Source organism: Paracoccus sp. (in: a-proteobacteria), assembly GCF_046289755.1.
Lineage (GTDB): Bacteria > Pseudomonadota > Alphaproteobacteria > Rhodobacterales > Rhodobacteraceae > Paracoccus.
In genome coordinates, this window is the sequence record NZ_JBKBVD010000003.1 from 19743 (window position 1) to 39832 (window position 20090).

The 20090-nt window shown below is 70.7% G+C and carries 12 protein-coding genes and 1 pseudogene; 5 read left to right on the forward strand and 8 right to left on the reverse strand.

Annotated elements, in window-relative coordinates:
• Positions 1–44 precede the first annotated feature (44 nt).
• Entirely contained in the window at positions 45–653 is a 609-nt protein-coding gene (locus ACK41U_RS01625; protein WP_409674941.1) for a DapH/DapD/GlmU-related protein, read from the forward strand.
• Positions 654–689: 36 nt separating this feature from the next.
• Positions 690–1739 (forward strand): AbrB family transcriptional regulator, encoded by a 1050-nt coding sequence (locus ACK41U_RS01630; RefSeq protein WP_409674944.1) that lies wholly within the window; start codon positions 690–692, stop codon positions 1737–1739.
• 19 nt (positions 1740–1758) lie between these two features.
• On the opposite strand, the gene pbpC is transcribed toward ACK41U_RS01630, so the two are convergent.
• Both pbpC and ACK41U_RS01640 read right to left on the reverse strand, forming a co-directional pair.
• The gene (gene pbpC / locus ACK41U_RS01635; RefSeq protein ID WP_409674947.1) at positions 1759–3876 is read right to left on the reverse strand and encodes a penicillin-binding protein 1C; all 2118 of its coding nucleotides are present in this window, start codon (positions 3874–3876) and stop codon (positions 1759–1761) included.
• Positions 3866–9415 carry an alpha-2-macroglobulin family protein gene (locus ACK41U_RS01640; protein WP_409674950.1) on the reverse strand — a complete coding sequence of 1850 codons (5550 nt, stop codon included), beginning with the start codon at positions 9413–9415 and terminating at the stop codon, positions 3866–3868. The genes pbpC and ACK41U_RS01640 overlap by 11 nt, the downstream gene beginning before the upstream one ends.
• A 164-nt stretch (positions 9416–9579) precedes the next feature.
• On the opposite strand from ACK41U_RS01640, the gene ACK41U_RS01645 reads away from it, so the two are divergent.
• From ACK41U_RS01645 to ACK41U_RS01655, 3 genes are all read left to right on the forward strand, one after another.
• On the forward strand, positions 9580–10152 hold the full coding sequence (locus tag ACK41U_RS01645) for a TetR/AcrR family transcriptional regulator (RefSeq protein WP_409674953.1): 573 nt from the start codon (positions 9580–9582) through the stop codon (positions 10150–10152).
• 34 nt (positions 10153–10186) lie between these two features.
• Positions 10187–10795, forward strand: a complete 609-nt coding sequence (locus tag ACK41U_RS01650) for a short chain dehydrogenase (RefSeq protein ID WP_409674956.1) — start codon at positions 10187–10189, stop codon at positions 10793–10795.
• A gap of 184 nt (positions 10796–10979) precedes the next feature.
• On the forward strand, positions 10980–11198 hold the full coding sequence (locus tag ACK41U_RS01655; protein ID WP_409674958.1) for a hypothetical protein: 219 nt from the start codon (positions 10980–10982) through the stop codon (positions 11196–11198).
• 28 nt (positions 11199–11226) lie between these two features.
• Here ACK41U_RS01655 and ACK41U_RS01660 read toward each other — a convergent pair whose 3' ends face one another.
• From ACK41U_RS01660 to ACK41U_RS01685, 6 genes and pseudogenes are all read right to left on the reverse strand, one after another.
• A complete protein-coding gene (locus ACK41U_RS01660; protein WP_409674961.1) occupies positions 11227–11925 on the reverse strand; it encodes a spermidine synthase in 699 nt (232 codons plus the stop codon).
• Positions 11926–12006: 81 nt separating this feature from the next.
• On the reverse strand, positions 12007–12528 hold the full coding sequence (locus ACK41U_RS01665) for a DinB family protein (protein WP_409674964.1): 522 nt from the start codon (positions 12526–12528) through the stop codon (positions 12007–12009).
• A 33-nt stretch (positions 12529–12561) separates the two neighbouring features.
• Positions 12562–12690: pseudogene (locus ACK41U_RS01670) on the reverse strand (cyclase family protein); the annotation flags it as partial.
• 281 nt (positions 12691–12971) lie between these two features.
• Entirely contained in the window at positions 12972–14957 is a 1986-nt protein-coding gene (locus ACK41U_RS01675) for a DNA/RNA non-specific endonuclease (protein ID WP_409674967.1), read from the reverse strand.
• Positions 14950–18345 (reverse strand): AAA family ATPase, encoded by a 3396-nt coding sequence (locus tag ACK41U_RS01680; RefSeq protein ID WP_409674970.1) that lies wholly within the window; start codon positions 18343–18345, stop codon positions 14950–14952. The genes ACK41U_RS01675 and ACK41U_RS01680 overlap by 8 nt, the downstream gene beginning before the upstream one ends.
• Positions 18342–20087, reverse strand: a complete 1746-nt coding sequence (locus ACK41U_RS01685; RefSeq protein WP_409674973.1) for a trypsin-like serine peptidase — start codon at positions 20085–20087, stop codon at positions 18342–18344. The genes ACK41U_RS01680 and ACK41U_RS01685 overlap by 4 nt, the downstream gene beginning before the upstream one ends.
• Positions 20088–20090 lie beyond the last annotated feature (3 nt).

The window sequence follows — 20090 nt, forward strand, 5'->3', positions numbered from 1 at the left end:
CCGCACTGCCCGCCGTTCTGACCACCGCACCACCGAGGTTTCCCATGAAAATGCTGTCCGAGGCGCCGACGATCCATGCCACCGCCCATCTGGTCGATTGCCAGATCGGCAAATGGACCGAGATCTATGCCGATGTGTCGATGCGCGAGTCCTCGCTTGGCGATTATTCCTATATCGTCAAGGGCGGCAATGTCGTCTGGTCGAGTATCGGCAAGTTCTGCTCGATCGCCGAGGGCGCGCGGATCAATCCGGGCAATCACGCGACATGGCGCGCCTCGCAGCACCATTTCACCTATCGCGCGGCGCAATACGGGCTGGGTCAGGATGACGACGCCTTCTTTCAATGGCGGCGCGATCACTGGGTCACCATCGGGCATGACGTCTGGATCGGGCATGGCGTCACGGTGCTGGCCGGGGTGAGCATCGGCACCGGGGCGGTGATCGGCGCGGGGGCGGTGGTGTCCCGCGACGTGGCCCCTTATGAGATCGTCGGAGGCGTGCCCGCCCGCCATCTGAAATCGCGCTTTGCCCCGCATCAGGCCGAGGCTTTGCAACAGATCGCATGGTGGGACTGGGATCACGCCCGCCTGCGCGACGCATTGCCCGACATCAGGATCCTCGACATTGACGCCTTCATCGACAAATATCGCTGATCATCCACAGCCCACCTGCCCCCGGACATCCCCGACATGACCGGCATTCTGCGCGTCGCTCTGGCTCTGGCCATCGGGGCGGCGGGCGGGGCGCTGTTCGCGGCCTTGGGCCTGCCCTTGCCATGGATGCTGGGCGCGCTGTTCGCGACGATGACGGCTGCCGTGTCTGGCGCACCCGTCACCGGCCCGGCCCGGCTGCGGCCTGTGGTCGTGGCGGTGATCGGGGTGCTGCTGGGCGCGCGGTTTACCCCGGATGTGCTGGCGCAGGCCGGGGCGTGGCTGGGCTCGGTCGCGATCCTGATGGCCTATGTGGTGGTGGTCGCGCTGGTCGTGGTACCCTTCTATCGTTTTGCCGGGCGGTTCGACTGGGTCACCGCCTATTTTGCCGGAATGCCCGGCGGTCTGACCGAGATGATCGAGATCGGCGAGGCCAGCGGCGCCAAACCCGCCCCGATCATTCTGGCCCACAGCCTGCGCATCGTGGTGACCATCGCGCTGATCGCCCTGTGGTTCCGCGTCATTCAGGGCGAGAGCATCGGCGCCGCCACCGGCGGTCCGCAGGTGCCGCTGACATGGACCGACGCGGCGGTCATGCTGGGCTGTGCCGTCCTGGGCAGCGTTCTGGGCAAGCGGCTGCGTTTTCCCGCGCCCACCTTTCTGGGGCCGCTGGTGCTGTCGGCGCTGCTGCATCTGGGCGGCGCAACCGACAGCGTGCCGCCCGCCCTGCTGGTCACGGTGGCGCAGGTGGTGCTGGGCACGGTACTGGGCTGCCGGTTTCAGGGCATCCGGGCGGCCACGCTGCTGCCCGCGACCGCGCTCAGCATCGGGGCGACGCTTTTGTCGCTGGCGCTGGCGCTGGGGGCCGGGCTGGCGATGCAGTCGCTGCTGGGGATCAGCACCGAACAGGCGCTGCTGGCGCTGGCCCCCGGCGGTCTGACCGAGATGGGCCTGATCGCGCTGGCCATTCAGGCCGATGTGGCCTTTGTGGCGCTGCACCACGTCATCCGCATCCTGTTCGTGATCCTTCTGGCGCCACTGGCGTTCCGGCTGCTGCGCATCCGCCGCGACCCGGCCCGGACCCGCTAGGGCCGCGCGCGGCACCGCGTCACTGCACGCGGATCTGCGCACTGGCCGAGGCGCCGCTGGCGTCGATCACGGTCACGCGCGAAAAGCCCGGCCCCGACAGCGCAATCTCGGACATTTCCGTGATGGCGCCCGTCGCCACCGGCAGGCCGTTCAGCAGGACGGCAAAGGGCGGGGTGCCGCCGCTCAGCCTGACGGGCAGGGTCAGGCCGCGCGCCTCGACCTCGGCCCCGTCGGGCGGATAGATCAGGCGCAGCGGGTCGGCCTGCGCCGTCTGCGGCCCGCTGACCTCGCCCGGGCGCACGAAACGGCGCAGTGCAAGCGGCAGCGCCGCATTGGGCAGGGTCAGCGTGGCGGCAGGAGGCGGGGGCAGCGCGATGTCCGGCAAGGCCGCGAACAGGTCGAACAGCACCGGCGCCGCCAGATCGCCGCCAAAGGCGCCCGGCACCGGCGTGCCATCGGGCCGCCCCAGCCAGACCGCGCCGACATGTCCGCCATCGAACCCCACCGCCAGCGCATCGCGGTGGCCATAGCTGGTGCCGGTCTTGTAGGCCAGCCGCCCCGGCCGCGCCCCCGCAGGCGGCGGCAGTTGCGACAGGATGTGACCGACCTGCCATGCTGCCACCGGGCCGAACATCGCCACCCGACCGGGCCGCGCCTGCCGCCCATCCAGCTGCCGCCCCTCCAGCTGGCCCCCATCCAGTTGGCCGGGCAGCGCCGACAGTGTCACCCCCTGCCCGCCCTGCGCCAGCGCGGCGTAGCCCTGCGCCAGATCCTGCAGGCTGATCCCGGCCCCGCCAAGCGTGATCGCCAGCCCTGCCGTCTGCGAGGGCACCACGAGGCGAACGCCCGCCCGGTCCAGCGCCTGCACGATCCGGGCCGGGCCCACCGCCTCGGCCACGCGCACGACGGGGATGTTCAGCGACAGGATCAGCGCCTGCCGGATCGACACGGTGCCCCGGAAGCTGTTGTCGAAGTTCTGCGGCTGCCAGTTGCCGAAGGCGGTCGGGCGATCCTCGATCAGCGTTTCGGGATGGGCCAGCCCGTCATCAAAAGCCAGACCGTAAACAAAGGGTTTCAGCGTCGATCCCGGTGAACGCAGCGCCAGCGTCATGTCGACGAACCCCGCGCGCGGCGTATCGGTCCAGCCCGCCGTGCCGACCGAGGCGAGGATCGCGCCGGTCCGGTGATCGGCCAGCACGATGCCCGCCGACAGCCGCCCCCCGTGGCCGCGCACGGACCGCGCGGCCAGCGCCTCGGCATGGCGTTGCAGGGCCGGGTCGATGGTCGTCTCGATCCGCAATGCGCCGGGCAGGCTGCGGTGCAGGCGTTCGGCCAGCAGGGGCGCCAGCGCCGGAAAGGCGCGGCGGGTGCCGGGCAGCGGCTCGGCCATCGCGGCGCGGGCCTCGTCTTCGGTCAGCAGGCCGGTCCGGGCGGCGCGGGCCAGCACCCGGTCGCGCGCAAGGCGTGCGGCGCGGGGAAAGCGGTCGGGGCGGCGGGTTTCGGGCGATTGCGGCAGGGCCACCAGCAGGGCGGCCTGCGCGGGGGTCAGGCGGCGCGGCTCGCGGCCGAACCATGTCAGGCTGGCGGCGCGCACGCCCTCGACATTGCCGCCATAGGGAGCCAGCCGCAGATACAGATCCAGGATCTGATCCTTGGTCAGCCGCCGCTCCAGCGCCAGCGCCAGACGCAGCTGGCGCTGCTTGCCGGCCCATTCGCCGGTCGGCCCATCCTCCAGCAGCCGGGCGGTCTGCATGGTCAGGGTCGAGGCGCCCGACACGACGCGGCGATGCCAGACCGCCTGCGCGCCCGCGCGCATGACCGCGCGCGGATCGACCCCGGCATGGTCGCGAAAGCGCCCGTCCTCCCACATCAGCAGCATGTCGACAAAGCGCGGGTCCACCGCCCCCGGCGCCAGCCGCCAGCGCCCGTCGGCCACCTGAAAGGCGCGCAGCAGGCTGCCGTCGCGGGCCAGCACCTCGGCGCCGACCGGCACCGCCAGCGCGGGCAGGGGCGTGGCCGCAACCCACCTGTCCAGCGCGGCCACAGCGCCGTCTCGGGCCAGCCCCGCGCCGAACAGCAACGCCGCCACGGCGATGAGGCGCAGCCCCCACCGCCGCGAGGGGTCGTCAGCGCACAACGCGGACCTGCGCGCCGTCCGACCAGCCGCGATAGTCGGGGCGATACATATCCTCGACGCTGGCGGCGGGGTGGCGGAAGACGCCCGGCGTCACCGCGCGGACCAGATAGGCCAGACGGAAGGACCGGGGCTGGGTCCAGTTCACCGCCGCCGTAAAGCGATCGGTCAGGAACTGGCTCATCTCGGGATCGGCCAGATCGTCCAGCCATGCCAGCGCGCTGATGTCGCCCGCGCGCAGCAGGTTGGGGTTGTCGATCTCGAACCCCGCAGGCAGGGGATCGTTGACGATCAGCCGCCCGCCCTCGCCCTCGGCGCGGGCGAAGGGCGTCACCTCGATCACCACCGCCATGCGGGTGCCAAGCGCCACCAGCGCCGGGTCCATCGGCTGCCCGTCCAGATCGTAATAGCTGCGCGAGATGGCATAGCCCGTGCCCCCCGCCTGCGGCGGCGTGACGGGCTGGCCAAAGGCGGTCAGCGTCACCTCGGTCGGGGTCGCGCCGGTATTGGTGATGGCCTGCGCGGCAGGGCTGAGGGGGGCCACGACCGCGCCGATGGGCTGGCCGTCCACCGCCAGAGCCGGGCTGCCCTGACCCAGCGCATGGGCCGACAGCACCGTCCAGACGGATTCCTGCGTGGACAGGTTGCCATTGCGGGCGGCGATCTGGCGGGACAGGTCGCGGGTCAGCGCCAGCGGCTGGATCACGGTCGAGCCCGCCTCGGTCGCGGCGGCCAGAACCGCGGCGCGGTCGCGCAGGGCGGTGCCGTAATCGCGGCGGAAGACCTGCGCCTCGGTGGTCTGCGCGGCCAGCAGCGCCTGCGCCTGCGCAAACATCCGGTCGGCGCGCGGCTGATCGCCAAGCGTGGCCAGCGCCTGCCCGATCTGGGCCGCCGCCATCGGGGTCGAGAACCCCTCGATCGCCGCATCGGCATAGTAGCGCAGATCGCCGATCCGCGCGGCCCGTTCGCGGGCCAGCACCATGCTGGCATAGGCCAGCGCGGCATTGTCGCCCGCATCCGCCACCGCCGGGTCGGTGGCATAGTTCACCCGGTTCTGCAGATTGGTGATGGCCGTCGCAAAGGGCTGGTCGGGCACCGCAAATCCACCCGCACGGGCGCGCGACAGGAAATCGGTCACATAGGCGTCCAGCCACAGATCGCCGCTGTCCGGCGCCCATAGCCCGAAAGAGCCGCCCGCCGTCTGCCGCGTCAGGATCGTGGTGATCGCGTCCTGCACCGCCTTGCGCGGATCGAAGGCGGCATCGGTCCCGGCATCAGAGGGCCGCCGCGTCTGCGCCGACAGGTCGGGCATGTAGATCAGCGGCATCGCGACCGAGGCCAGCTGTTCGGTGCAGCCGTAAGGGTAGCGCGACAGCCGCCCCAGCGCCCCCGCCACATCCAGCGCGGCAAAGGCGCCTGCGGTCGCGGTCAGCCGTGCATCCGGGGTCAGCCCCGACATCAGCGCGCGGTCGATCGCGGCGGTCTCGCCCGGTGCCAGCGTCAGGCGGGCCTGCCGGGTCACGTCAGGTTCGGCCAGCGACACGGGGATGGTGATGTCCTTGGTCACCACCGCCCCGGCGGGCGTCGTCAGGGTCAGGCGCAACTGCCCCAGCCCCAGCCCGGTGCCCGCATCCAGCGGAACCGTGACGCTTGCGCTGCCCTTCTCGGACAGGTCCAGCGACGGCGCGAAGGCGCCGGGGTTCAGCCCCGCCTCGCCCTGATCCGTGACCGCCAGCGTAACCGTCCCCGCAGGCCCGGTCACATGGGTCAGCGCGACCGAGACCTGCGCCTGATCGCCGGGCGACAGAAAGCGCGGCGCGGTCACGGTCATCACCACCGGATCGCGGATCAGGGCCGTGGCCTCGGCCTGACCGATGGCGCGGTCGGACCATGCGACGGCCATGACCCGCACCTCGCCGTTGAAATCGGGCACCGGCACCTCAAGCCGTGCGGTGCCGTCCGGGCCGAGGGTCACCGGGCCGGAAAACCAGCTCATCAGCCGTTCGGTCGGCGGCGGTGCCTTGGTGCCCATTCCGCCCCCCGCATCGCCGCCGGATCGCAGCGCCCCGTCCGGCGCGCCGCTCGGCAGGATCAGCCGGCCATAAATGTCGCGCAGCCCCACGCCCAACCGGCGCTGGCCAAAGTAATGCCCGCGCGGATCGGGCGAGGCAAAGCCGGTCAGGTTCAGGATGCCCTGATCGACCACCGCGACCGTGGCCTGCACAACCGCGCCCGCCTCGGCCCCCGCAACGCGCAGCGTCACCGGCAGGGCGGTGCGCGGGCTGGCCTCGGGCGCGACCTCGATGCTGGCCTGCAGGGCGCGCGGCCCCGGATCGACCGGCGCATAGGCCAGCCCCAGCGCCCGCGCCGGGCTGCGCGCGCCGCCGGTGCCCGTGCCACTGCCGGTGCCACTGCCGCCCTCAAGGGGCCGCAAGGCGCTGACCGTGACATAGGCGCCCGCGCCCCATTCATCGGTCACCGGCAGCTCGATCAGGTTGTCGCCTTCGGTCAGGGCCACGGCCTTCAGCGCCACCACCCGGTTCGACAGAACCGAGACCAGCGCCGTCGCATCGCTTTGCGCCGCGACCCGGACCCGCGCCACCTCGCCGCTTTGATAGGCAGGCTTGTCCAGCGAGACCGACAGGCGGTCGGGTGTCTCGGTGCCCGATTGCACAGCCCCCCATCCGGCCCAGAACTGCACCGAGGCCGCCGCAGACTGACCCTCCGCCGCCACCGCCACCAGTTCGTACTGCCCCCAGTCGACCGGCACGGCAATCCCGGCCCCGCCCGCCCGCGCGTCGCCCTGCGACACGAGGCGGCGGCGGGTGATCGTTTCCCAGTTCCACTGCCCGTCCAGCGCATACCATTGGTAATCGGTCTCGATCCGGTTCAGCGTCCAGCGAATGGCCAGATCGGCGGCGGTCAGATCGGGGGCGGCGGCGGCAAAGGCAAACCGCGCCTCGGACCCTTCGGACACCGTGTCGCCCTCGAACAGGGGCCGGATGCCGATCAGCGGCAGATCGGGCAGGACCAGCCGCGTCTCGGTACGCTCGACCGGGCGGCCTGCGCCCTCACGGACCTGCAGGGTAAACCGGGCCGTCTGCGCGGCGGCGGCGGCGGCGGGCAGCGTCAGCTCGGTTTCAAACCGGCCCTGCGCATCGGTCTGACCGGCGGGAAGATAGGTGATTTCGGGCGCGTCCTGACTGTCGTGGCGGCCAAAGCGCATGCCCGCAAAGCCGGGCAGATCCTGCGCGGGCTGCCATGTCACAAAACCCTCGACCGGCAGTTCGGCGGCAGGCGCACCAAACAGCCAGCGCGCGTCCAGAGCGATGGCGATGTCATCGCCCGCCAGATAGGGTCCATCGGGCAAAGCGGGGGCAAAACCGATCCGCTCGGGCATGAAATCCTCGACCAGCGCGCGGACGGATGCCAGCGCGGGGCCGTCCGCCTCGGCCCGGATGTCGATGCGCCAGGTGCCGCGCGGCGCGGTATCCGCAATCGGGAAGGCCAGCACATAGCCGCCCGCGCCGGTCTGCGTGGGCATCTGGCGCGCGGCCTCGACCCCGTCGGGGCGATAGAGGATCGCGGTCAGCGGCACGCCGTCCAGCGCCTGCACGCGGCTGTCACGGGCCAGAACCGTCAGGTTCATCACCTCGCCCGCGCGATAGGCGCCCCGGTCCAGCGTTGCGAACACGTCGATGGGCGGGCTGGGCGGCATGCCCTCGACGCCGCGGTCGGACAGGTCGAATTCGGGATCGGTCAGCGACAGGAACGCCATGTCGGTGACCTGCCGCGCGGCGCCCTCGCCCTGCGACTGGCTGGCCATGACCACCGTCGGGGACGCCGGCCCCGTGCCGCGCGTCACACCCGCGTCGAACCGGGCCACGCCCTCATCATCGGTCACGACCGTCGCCAGAACCGCATTCGAGCGTGACAGCAGCGCAACCTCGGTTCCCGGTCTGGCGCCCGCATCGCCCAGACCGCGCACCACGACCGTCAGCCCGTCCGCGCCCATCAGCGTCGAGATCCCCAGATCCGAGATGACAAACCACTGCGCCGCCACGCCGGTCTCGTCCTCGGGACGTCCCGGAACGGTGGCCTGCAGCACATAGATGCCGGGCTCCAGCGGACCGGCCTCGGCGGGGATGGCCAGGCGCGTGGTCAGGTCCCTGTTCATCGCATCGGGGCCCGCCCCCGGCACGCTGGCAGTGCCCTGCCAGATCAGCGTGGCGCGGGTCTCGTTGAAGCTGCGCGCCGACCATGCGTCCAGCGGGCGGGCGAACAGATTGTCCTGCATCACCCCGATCAGGTTGCGGTCGGAAATCCGCATCAGGCGCAGATCGACCTGATCCAGATTGACCGTCGCCATCGCCAGCCCCTGATCGCCGCGCGCGGGCAGCACATAGCTGCGCCCCGGAAAGCGGACCGAGGGCGCGCGGTCGCGGACATAGCCCTTGATCTCGACATCGCGCGCCAGCAGATCGCCGCTGGCCGAGGGCAGCCCGCGCCGAAGGCCGATGGCGATCTGCTGGCCATGGCTCAGCCCGCCGATGCACAGCTGATCCTCGCGCGCCTCGACCGTCAGCCCGGTGTCGGGCAGGCGCACAAAGGGCTGGTAATCCACGCTTTCGGACAGGGGCTGCGAGAATGTCGCGCAGATTTCCGGCGCGAGGCTCTCTGACCGCACATCATCCGCCATGACCCGGAACCCGTTGCGGGCCTCGGACGCGGCCAGCGCGTCGGCAATGCCCGGACGGTCGCTGATCCGGGCCGCAAGGCGCAACGCCGACAGCGCGTCGCGCCCGCGCCCGGCCCGTTCCCACGCGATGGCCAGCATCTCCAGCGCCTGCGCGGCAAGATCGTCATCCGCCGCGCGCAGATAGGCGTTCAGCGCCAGCAACGCCGCCGTCTCGGCGCGATCAAGGCTGGCCTCGTCGGGGTCGGGCAGGGTCTGGCGGGCCAGCTCCAGCCACGCCCATGCCTGATCCGTGCGCCCGATCGCGGTCGCAAGATAGGCCATGGCCGCGTCGCGGTCGTTCCGGGCAATGGCCTGTTGCGCATCACCTGTGGGGTCATCGCTGGCACGGGCCGTGAACAGCCCGGCAAACCCGCGCGCCTGCGCCAGCGCGGCCTCGCGGTCGCGGGTCTCCAGCCAGTCGGCGGCGGCGGCGCGGCGCCCTGCCTCGGTCTGCGAGGCCGCGTTGTCGATCACCAGCGCCGAAAGCGCGCCGACATAGGGTGTGGGCTGGCCACCACCGGATTTCGGAAAGCACGCCCGAGAGGTCTGGTTATAGGTCAGCGCCTCGCAGCGGTCATTGGTGACGCAGGCCTGCACGCAGGCCTCGAATGCGGTGTCAAAGACCGGCCCCAGATCGCCGCCGGGCAGATCGGTGTCGGGCATCAGGCTGACGCGCCGGTCGGGCACCAGCGCCGGATCGGCCCCGGCGGGCAGTGGCACCATCAGGGCAAGACATGTCGCCAGCAGCCCCATCTGTTTCGTGAACATCCGACGCGTCATCCCGGCCTCCGCAGCCTGTCCCATCGCGCGCACCTTGTGCCCGCAGCGCACGCCGCGCAAGCGCCGTGATGGGATGATCCGGGGGCGGGGCGCGAAAAACCCGGCCGCGCCCTTCCCCGATGAATTGGCTCTTGCATCCGGCGCGACGGAAGCCTACCAAGAGTAACCTTACTGATGGTAACTTACCGATGTCGTATCACCGTCTTCCCCGGCAGGAACGCAGGGACGCCCTGCTGGATGCCGCCTGGCGCCTGATCGCAGATCGGGGCGCGGATGCCCTGACCCTGGCCGAGGTTGCGCGGCTGGGCGGCGTGTCCAAACCTGTGGCCTATGATCATTTCGGCGACCGCGCCGGCCTGCTCTGCGCGCTGTACGAGCGGTATTACACGCGCCATATCGACGATCTCGAACGGCTGCTGGCCGCGGCCGGCACGCTGGAGGCCGGGGCACGGACGATCGCGGCCGCCTATGTCGACTGCGAGATAAAGTCGGGTCCGGTTGCCGCCGCCCTGTCCGCCGCCATGAAGGGAACCGCCCGGATGGAGGCGATGAAACACGATTGCGACGACCGCTATCTGGACCTGTGCCGACGGATGCTGACCGAACGCGGCGGCGGCGCACCCGATCAGATCACGCTGGTCGGCTTTCTGGGTGCGGCGGCCAGCGTCGCGCAGCATGTCGTGTCGGGCCGGTTGCCGCAGGCCGAGGCGACGGGCTTTCTGGCCGGTCTGCTGGCAGGCGCGGCCCGGCCCGCCTCCTGAGTTTTCCCTCTCTGCAATCTGAAAAGGACTGAACATGAAAACCGTTCTTCTGATCGGCGCCACTGGCATGATGGGTCAGGCGGCCCGCACGGGCCTTGGCCGCCACAGGGTGATCACCGCCAGCCGCTCGGGCACGGGCTGCGATCACCGGGTCGACCTGACCGATTCGGAGTCGATCCGAAGGCTGTTCGCGGCGGTGGGCCCGGTCGATGCGGTGGTCAACACCTCGGGCCATTGCGAATATGCCCCCTTTGTCGAGATGACCGGGGATCAGTGGCAGGCCACCGTGGCGGGCAAGATGATGGGCCAGATCAATCTGGTGCGCATCGGCTGTGATCACGTCACCGATGGCGGCTCGTTCACGCTGATTTCAGGCATTCTGAACCTCAAGCCGGTCCCGCAGGCCATCGCGGATGCCACCACCAGCGGCGCCATCGACACGTTCGTGCGCTGCGTGGCGCCCGAACTGCCGCGTGGCCTGCGCATCAACGTGGTCAACCCGACCGTGCTGGAGGAGGCGTGGGAGGTCTATGGAGAGATGATGCCGGGCTTTCAGCCGGTGCCCGGCGCGCTGGTCGGCAAGGCGTTCGAGCGGTCGGTCGATGGCTTCATCACCGGGCAGGTGCTGGTCGTCGACGCCTGATGCACCCTCCCCCCCCGCGCGGCCCCGGAAAACAGAGGCCGCGCGGGCAGTGCGCATCGGAGAGGCAGCGTGTTGTCAATACATATCTAAAACTGTCTTTTTGGACTGACCTTTTAGACAGTGCCGTGCCAATGTGCTAAACATAAGGTATGAGGTTGTCAGTTTTAACGAGGATGTTTTTCAGATGCTTTCAACACGCGATATGGTGGGTGACACCAGCGTCGAGCTGACCCGTGACATGCTGGAATGGGTGCTGTCTCTTTTCGAAGCTCTGGGCGATCAGGCACAGGCCCTGACGCTTGAGCTGCGCGGCAACGGGTTGGTCGTGATGAACCCGGAGACGCATCAGTACGAAATCGTCGGCATGGCGCGTCTGTCGCCCGCGATGCGCCACCTGCGCTGACCGCGCCTGAACCGGGCAGCGCGGGGATCTAGGCACCGGTCCGGACCCCGATCCAGATCGTGTGGCGGCTGCCGCGTCTGGCGCGCCCGGCGCGCCCGGCGCGCACCGCGTGCGTGCTGACGTCAAAACCGCATCGCGACAGCCGCTTTGCAAAGGCCGGGTCCCCGGCTGCCGACCAGACCGCAAGAATGCCGCCGGGCGTCAGCGCCCGGCGCGCGAACCGCAGCCCGTCCTCGCTGTAAAGCGCATCGTTTCCGGTCCGCGTCAGACCATCCGGGCCGTTATCGACATCCAGCAGGATGGCGTCGAACGCCCCTGCCCCGGCGCGGATGAAGGCGCAGACATCGCCCGTCCAGACCTCGACGCGCGGGTCCGACAGGCAATCGCCGAACACCTCGGCCATCTGCGCCCCGGCCCAGCCGACCAGCTCGGGCACGATCTCGGCCACGATCAGGCGCGCGCCGGGCGGGGCTTTGGCCTGCGCCGCCCGCAGGGTAAAGCCCATGCCAAGCCCCCCGATCAGAACACGCGGCGCCGCCCGGTCGGCAAGACGGTCGAGAACCAGCGTGGCCAGCGCCTCTTCCGACCCGCCAAGCCGACTGTTCATCAGCTCGTTCCCGCCCTGAAGGCGGATCGAGAACTCGTCCCCCCGGCGCAACAGCCTGAGCGTGTCGCCTGCCGGTGCAGTCGCGGTCGCCAGTTCCATCCATGGCAGCATGCGGGTCATCCCTGTTGTCCAAACCGACCCGTCGCCTATCCGATCACCGACGACAAAAGAAGCGTCATCCGTCACCCGACGGGGCCCGGGTCACGCGGTGAGGGTTCTGTAAGGGTCAGGCATCCGGAACAGATCGGTCGCCCCGGTGCTGCCACCCGCCGCCGTAATCATCGCATGAATCTGACCGCGATGATGGGTCTGGTGATTGAACATGTGCATAACCAGTTCTGCGCGCGACGCCGCCCGGCCCGCCATGCTGCTGGCCATGCCCCCGACGTTGTCCTGTCCGAACCAGACCGGGTTCAGGTCATGGGCCCATGTCACGATCTGATGGTCCAGTGCCTGCCGCTGCAGGCAGAAAGCGGCCCAATCACCGGGAAAACCGGTCGAGCTTGCCAGACCACCCTCCGGCGCGGGCAGCCCGGCAAACCGGCTCATCCAGACGCGGTCACCCCAGAAGATATGGTGAAACGTCCGGCGGATCGACCCGAAAAAGGCGCCACGGTCCCGGTCCCGTTCGTCCGAGGGCAGGCGGGACACGGCTTCGGTCATGCTGTGGTTCTGCCACAGGTTGTATCGCGCCATCGTCAGGGCATAGGTCTGGTCTGGCACGGGATGCGGCCTCCTGTCCGGTCGCCGGTGGCGTCAGTTCATGGCCAGCACCCGCGCCGGGCCGCCGGTGCCCCCGCGATGCTTTGGCGCGCCGATAAAGATCGTGGCCCCGGTGGCCGGAAGCTGGCCCAGATTGGTCAGACCCTCGATCCCGAACCGGCCCATGGCCTGCGACAGTGCCGGTCGCGCCGACAGAAGGCCCGCGGCCGCGCCCGTCGCGGCCGTGGCTGCGGCCCCCGTGAACAGGCTGCGACGCGACAGCATATGGGTTTTGACGTTTTCGATCAGACATGCCGTGCACATGGTCGTTTCTCCGCTGCGGTTCATCCGATGGAACGGCCCGGCGCCCGGACCTGTCAAGCGCCGCCCCACCGGCGCAGGCAGTCTGCGGATTTTTCAGGCGCACAGGCGCGGTCCGGGAAGCAGAACCCGGCCCGCCGCCGTCACAGGACGATCTGCGCATAGTCCCCGACCTCGACCAGCGGGCGCAGGCCCAGACTTTCCTCGGCCCGTGCCAGCGGGTCGGCCTCGGCAAGCGGGCCGAAATCATAGCCGGTCAGCGTCTCAAGGTCGGTGACGCGCAGCTGAAAGGTCTTGTAGGCACCGAACGAGAACCCCTCCATCGCCTCGGTCTCGCCCCGCTCCCGCAGCATGTCCTGAACCAGCTGGCCCTGACTGAGCAGATAGGCGGTGGCGTGCAGGCGCAGGATACCGGTCGCATCCTCGGCCAGCATCGTCACGACCTTCCAGAAATGCAGCGGCAGCGGTGCCCCGGTGGTGCCGAGCGGCGGATCGTCATCGGTAAAGACCGGCCCGGCGAAGACGCAGGCGCGAAAGCCAAAGGTACGGGCGTTGTTCAGCACATAATCCTCCAGCCCCAGCCACTGGGCGTGACCCCGGTTCAGCAGGCGGTGCTGGGGGGCGGCGACGGTGTAGTGAAAGCTGTCGTCATCGGCCCGTCTGGCCTCGGCCTCGTCATCGCCCCAGTTGGTGGCCGCGCGGCGCACCATATGGCCCCGGTCGATGTCGGGATCGCCGTAATCGGCGCGGCCCAGCTGCGCTTCGGCGGGGATGCGCAGGTCGCGGAACCAGCGGTCGCGGCCCCGTTTGACCGGGATCGTCCGCTCGCCGTCGATGTTCAGCGCCGCCAGAGCCGGCTGCTTCATGGCCAGCGAGAACAACACCCCGAAATGCTGATAGCGCAACTCGTGCGGGCGGTCCCCGGTCGCGTCCGAGGGGCGGGCCAGTTCCAGCGGGCGCGACAGGCGCGGCGTCGTCCCTGCCGGCAGCACCGGCAGGGGCACGGGCGCCACATGCAGAAACCCGGTGTCAAACCCCGCGCGGCCCGCGAAATGGTCGGGCGGGCGGTCTCCGTCGCGCGTCTCGGGCGCGGCATCAGGCAGCGCGGCGGCGGGATGGCTGCGGATGTCTGCGTCCAGCAGACGGCGCAGGGTGCTGGCGCGCACCGCCGAATTTCCCACCCCATACCGGCCCGCATAGTGCAGCCCCACCACCTCGCCCCGCTCCAGCGACAAAAGCGGAGAGCCGGAATTGCCGCCAAGCGTCGTGCAGTCATGGCCAAGGACGGTGGCCCCCGCATCGACCCGCAGAAAGCCGGGGGCAAAGCGTTTGACGTCATAGAGGCCGCGGAAATACTGCTCCATCTCGTCGGGATCATTGCGCAGGCCATCGGTGGCCGGATAGCCCACGGTGGCCACCATCTCGCCATCGGCCCCATCGGTCCCGGCCAGAGGCAGCGGCGTCACGCCCATCCCCGCGGGCGGGCGGCTGATCCGCGCCAGCGCCACATCGGCCGAGACGTCATCGGCGATATAGGTGAACCGCTCGATCCGCAGGACCGAGGCCGGGTCGGCGGCCACGCCATGCTCTTCGCCAAGATCAATCGCGGCGCCATAGCGGTTGGCGCCATAGCGCGAGAACAGAAAGACCCCGTCGCCGCGCCAGCTGCGTTGCGCCACCAGCGCGGCCACATGCCGGTTGGTCACGACCAGCAGGTGGTCCGGCCCGTCCTCGTCGATGACCCAGCCGGTGCCGCCCCAGGCCAGATCGTGATTCAGGAACTCGATCCGCCCGACCGAGGGCAGAAAGCGCTGGACCGCCGCGATCCGCACGTCGATATCGGCCGGAAAATCGCCCACCAGCGCCGAAACCCCCTGCACCCTGCCATTGCGGACCAGCAGCGGCGGGCGCCCGGTGGCGCGCACGATGGCCTCCATCTGGCCGGGGGGCATGCCCACGCTCTCCAGCCGCGATGGCCCGGCCTTCAGCGCCTCCAGCGCCCGGTCGGGATCAAGGCCCATCTCGGCCAGAACCGGGTTGCCCCGGCCAATGCTCTGGCGCGCGACATCAAAGCCACCGGCCTGCGCAATCCGTTCAAGACGCCGGATCGTTTCGCTATGGTCAGGCATATGCTGAACTCCCTGAGAAAACATCCATGATGGTCAGACGGCGCGTGGCCATCACGGCCAGCGGAGCCGCGAACACGGCGGGCACGCCGCCCGCCTGCAATCCGGTCAGCGCGGTGCGCAGCGCCCCGTCTGACGCGCCCCCGTCCGACGCGCCCGCATCTGCCGCGCCCCGATCCGCGGCCGCCTGATCGACCGCCAGCGACAGCCGCCGCTGAAAGCGCCGTTCCAGTTGCTGCATGGCCGCCAAGGGATCGGCGTCGGGGTCAGGTTGCGCCCAGATCAGCAGGGCGGTGGCCAGATCACCGTCGTCACATGCCAGCAGTTCGCGGGCGCGCAGCATCGCCACCGCATCGGCGCCCCCGGCCCCGCGCCAGCCCTGCGGCGGCTGGCGGCCATGGCTCCACAGCCCGGCGGCGGTGCGCCGCCAGCGTTCGGCGGCATGAGCCAGCGCGGGCAGGTCCGCGACGGGATGCAAAATGGCGAACCCCTCCAGCCAGTCGGCGGTCAGACCAAGCGTCGCAAACCGCTCGGCCACAGATGCGGGGGCGCGGGTGTCAAAGCTGTCGGAGGCCTCGGGCGCCGCCCCCGGCCCGTCATGGCGCATCCCCGCCAGACCGGCCAGACGCGCCGTGATCGCGGCGGCGGCCGTCAGATGGTCCGGGACCGCGCGCGCCAGACCCTCGGACATCAGACAGGCCTGCAGCGGGATCTCGACCGGGTTCAGCACCGCCATCCGCCGCGCGGGCAGGGCCAGCCGCTGCACGGCGTCCAGATCCGGCGGGATCACCATGGCCTGCCAGGGGTCGGGGTCCGATGGCAGCAATGTCAGCCCCTGGTCCTGCCGCCGCTCCCACCCGCGGCGCAGCGCGGCGGTCAGTTGCGGCACCAGCGGCGCCTCCAGCCAGGGGGCAAGCACCCCAAGCGGCAGATCAAAGGCGCGCAACCCCGACAGCGCCGCCAGATCGGGTGCCGCCGCGATCAGGGCCATGTCCAGCGCCATGCCCTCGATCCCCTGCCGCCCGGTCTCCTGCCGGACCTGCATGATCTGGTCGTGATGGTCGCCCGACCGCAGCCAGCGGGTAAAGGCGTCGCAACGGAACTCGGCCATCATCTCGGCGGCAAAGCGACGTTCCGGTCCCTCGCGGCCAAGGATGAAGGTGGCGATGCCACCGGCGTCACGCGGCGCGCAGGCATCGGCCAGTCGCCGCGCCGCGCCCCACCGGCCCCCGACCCACAGGAAATCCATCACCGTCCGCCCGGCCTCGGAAGCGGCGGTAAAGGCCCCGCCAAGCGCATGTTCCAGCACATGCGCCGCCTCGCGCTCGGCGCCCGAGCGCAGCATGTTGACCAGATCGCGCACCCCGCGCGGATCGGGCTGGCCCGGCGGCGCGGGGTTGGCGGCGCTTGCCTGAATGACCCGGCGGCGGGACGGATCGAAAAAGAACAGCGGCGCGCCATCCTCATCGCGCAGGCGCGGTGCGGCGGTCGCAGAGGCTTTGGTCGGGCGGACATCGGGCGGGGCATCTGCCGGGGTGGCAGGAGGGGTCGCGGCGACATCCGGCGGCGCCCCTGCCATGCGGTACTGCGAACGCCGCCCCTGCGCCTGCAGCACGGCATCGCGGGCGCGGGGGACCAGATCGTCCAGCATATCCTGCGTGAATCCCGCCGCCAGTTCCGCCGGGACGGGGGGCAGCTCGCCCGTGGCGCGGAACAGCTGCAAGCGGTGATACAGCGCCGACAACGGGTCGCTGTCGGCCAGAACTGCGGCGGCGCGGGCGTCGATGGCGGCGCAGTCATCGGGGCTGTCGGCATAGATCAGCGGCAGAAAGGCGCGCCGCACATCGCCGCGGTGCCGCGTCCGCCCCGAGGCGTCGCGCTGGACCAGCCAGTGCTGGTCGTTCAGCTCGGTCAGGATCTGCCCCGCCTCGGACGCCGTCAGCGCAAGGCCAAGCGCGGGCGCCACGATCCGGCGCAGCATGTCGCGGTCGATATGGCGCAGGATCAGCCCCTCATTGGCGATCCGGCGCAGCCGCGCGGGCACCCGGCTGAGGATCGCGCGATAGAGATAGCCGCCGATCGTCTCGTCGCTGGCCGCGCGCGGCAGACCCTCGGCGTCGAACGCGCCGCCCGTCATCGCCTTGCCCGCCAGCGTCAGCAACAGCGGGTTGCCGCGCGCCAGCGGCAGGATCGCGGGCCACAGACCGGGCGCGATGCCATGCGCGGTCAGGATCGCGCGGGCGGCGGTATCCTCCAGCCCCAGCAACGGCACATGGCCTGCAAGCCGTTGGGGCACCGGGTCCAGCGCGTCGCCCCGGCCCGCCGACAGGATCTGGACCGGCCCCGCGCCTTTGGCCAGCTGGTCGAGATGCTCGAACAGGGTCCGCATATCGGTTTCGCCCCGCGCGCGCAGCATTTCCAGCGTGTCCAGCACCACCAGCAGCATCCGCCCGCTGTCGCGCAGCGCCCGCGCGGTGGCCCCGATCAGCGCGCGCGGCAGGCGCCCCCGCGCGCCCCGCCCGGATTGCGAGACCTTGGCCTGCGCACTGTCCAGCCGCGCCTGCTGCAAATGCGTCGCCGCCTCGGGCAGGCTGTCGGCGACCTGACGGGACAGCTCTTCGAAAAAGGCGTGGCCATCGCGCACGTCCAGCGCGGCGCGGTCGAAATCCAGCCGCAGGATCAGAGGCTGGCGGTCCAGACGCGCCTCGCGGATCGCCTGTTCCAGCAGATAGGATTTGCCCATTCCCGGCAGCCCCGAGATATGCAGCGTGCGCAGCGGCGGTTCGTGCTGCGGTCGCGCGATCCAGTCGGCGATGCGAAGGCGTTCGTCGTCGCGGCCAAAAAAGCCGGGGGCCAGAATCTCGTCGCTGCGCCGGACCGCCAGACCCGTGTTCAGCGCCGCGCGCAGTGGCGTCAGCAGCGGATAGGCGGGCGCGCCGGGACCGGCACGGTCCAGCGTGGCCACCGCATCGCGCAGCGCCTCGACCGGGCCTGCATCGGCCACCAGTGCCCCAAGATCGGCGGGACCATAGGGCGCCTGCCCGCGCAGCGCCCGCGCGACCGGCGTGTCAGGCGCATCCGGTGCATCCGGTGCATCAGGCGCGCCGGGGGCGGCAGGTGCGTCGGGGGCATCCCCCGCCCCGGCCACGCCCGACAACAGTTTGCGCCGGGGGCTGGGGCGCAGTTCCCACTGCTCGCCCTCCGGCCCCGGCAGGATCACGCAGTCAGAGCGCAGCGCCGCCAGCACCCGCGCCACCAGCAGCGGATCGGCACCCACCGGCGTGCCGATGACCGCGCGCAGCGCCTCGGCCGGGTCGAAGGCGCCGCGATAGGCCGCCCATGCCCGCACCTGACCGGTCAGCGCCAGCGTGGTGTCATCCGTGCCCTTCACCGGCCTGCCTCGGCGGTGACACGCGTGCGGATGCGCAGGGCGACCTCGGCCAGCAGGGCGGGCGCATAAAAGCCGCCGTGCTGCGGCAGGCCCTCCAGCACCCTTCCGGCGATATGGGTCACCACGTCGGGCGCGAACCCCATCCCCAGACTGTCCGAGATTGCGGCAATGGTCTGCGCCACGTCCTCGCTTCGGAAATCCTCGATGATCTCGCGCATGACGCAGGCCACCCGCGAGGCGCGCGCATCGGCGACCGACTGCACCATCGGCGCGTCCAGCCCATAGCTGTCGTATCCCGCCAGCACCAGCCGCAGCGACGGCCGGGTCAGGATCTGATGCACCAGATGTTCCAGCTGAAACTGGACCGGCTGATCCAGCTCTGCCGGCGGATCGTCGAGATAGATCCAGACCGGGCGCCCGTCGGCCCGAGCCTCGGCCTCCAGTGCATCGGCGATGGCGCGGGCGCGGTCGGCATCGGTGGCCAGCCGCGTGGTTTCGCCCGCGCGCACCCCCGCATGGGCGCCGGGGGCCGGGCCGCCCCCGCGCGCCTCCTGCACCAGCGCGATCAGATCGTCCGAGGCCAGCGACGGCGCGACCCGCAGGCAGCGGTCAGGCGCCTCCAGCGCGGCCAGCCAGGCCTCAAGCATCTGAAAGGAAAAGCCCAGCCCGGCCAGCGCCCGGCCCCGCCGGATCCACAGGCCGCGCAGCAACGCAACCTCGCCCTCGACGATGGCGCAGACCGTATCGAAGAACAGCGCCCGGCCAATGATGATATGGCTGTCCAGCGTGCCGTCCAGCGACCACAGATGGCGCGGGGTCCGGTCCGCCGACAGGCGTTCGCGGAAATCGGGCAGCGCGGCGAACTGATCATGCGGCACCAGACGCCCCTTGCGGCTGCCCGCGCCGATCCATTTGCCCTGATGCAGCCCCAGAAAGCGCAGCTGATTGTCAAAGCAGGCCCCGCCACTAGAACCGGGCGCCGAGGGCGCATCATGCCGCAGCCGCAGCGAACAGCCCTGTCCGGGATGGACCTCGCCGAATTCGACCCCACGCGCCTGCCCCTCGGGATAGTGAATCAGGATCATCCGCGTGACCTGCCGGACCGGAACCGCCGCTTCGGGCAGGGCGGCGCGGCCATAGCGATGGCCAAGCGGGTGGTCCAGACGCAGCAGCGCCACATCCGCGTTTCCCGCGCCTGATCCCGCCGCCGCAGGCACCGGCTGCGGTGGCAGACCCTGTGGATCGGCCGGGTCATAGGGCACTTCAAGGATCACCTGCGCCGCGTGCAGATGCCCGTCCGAGGCCAGAACCTCGATCCTTGCCCCGGCGCCCCTCCCCTCCAGCACATGCTGCGCCGTCAGCACGAGGCGCGGCGTGATCAGCACGCCGCTGCCACAGATCTTGCCGCCGACCAGAATGCGGCAGCGAAAGGCGCGCGAGGCCCGCAGAAACGCCGCCAGCGCGTCTTCGTCCCATCCCGGCGCGTGCGGGCCGGGCTGATCCAGCAGATCGACGCCCTGCCGCAGCAGGATCGAGACAAAGGCGCCATCGGTCTGGTCATCGCGCAGCAGCAGCAACAGCATCCGCGCCAGCGGGATCCCCAGCATCCCCGCGGCGGCACGCAGCGCCACCAGATCGCGCGGCGCCCCGGCATCGGGATAGATCATGCGCAGCGCGGCTTCGACCAGATCGGGCTGACCGGTCAGAACCGGGTCCAGCGCCGCTTCGGTCAGGCCCGCCACCCG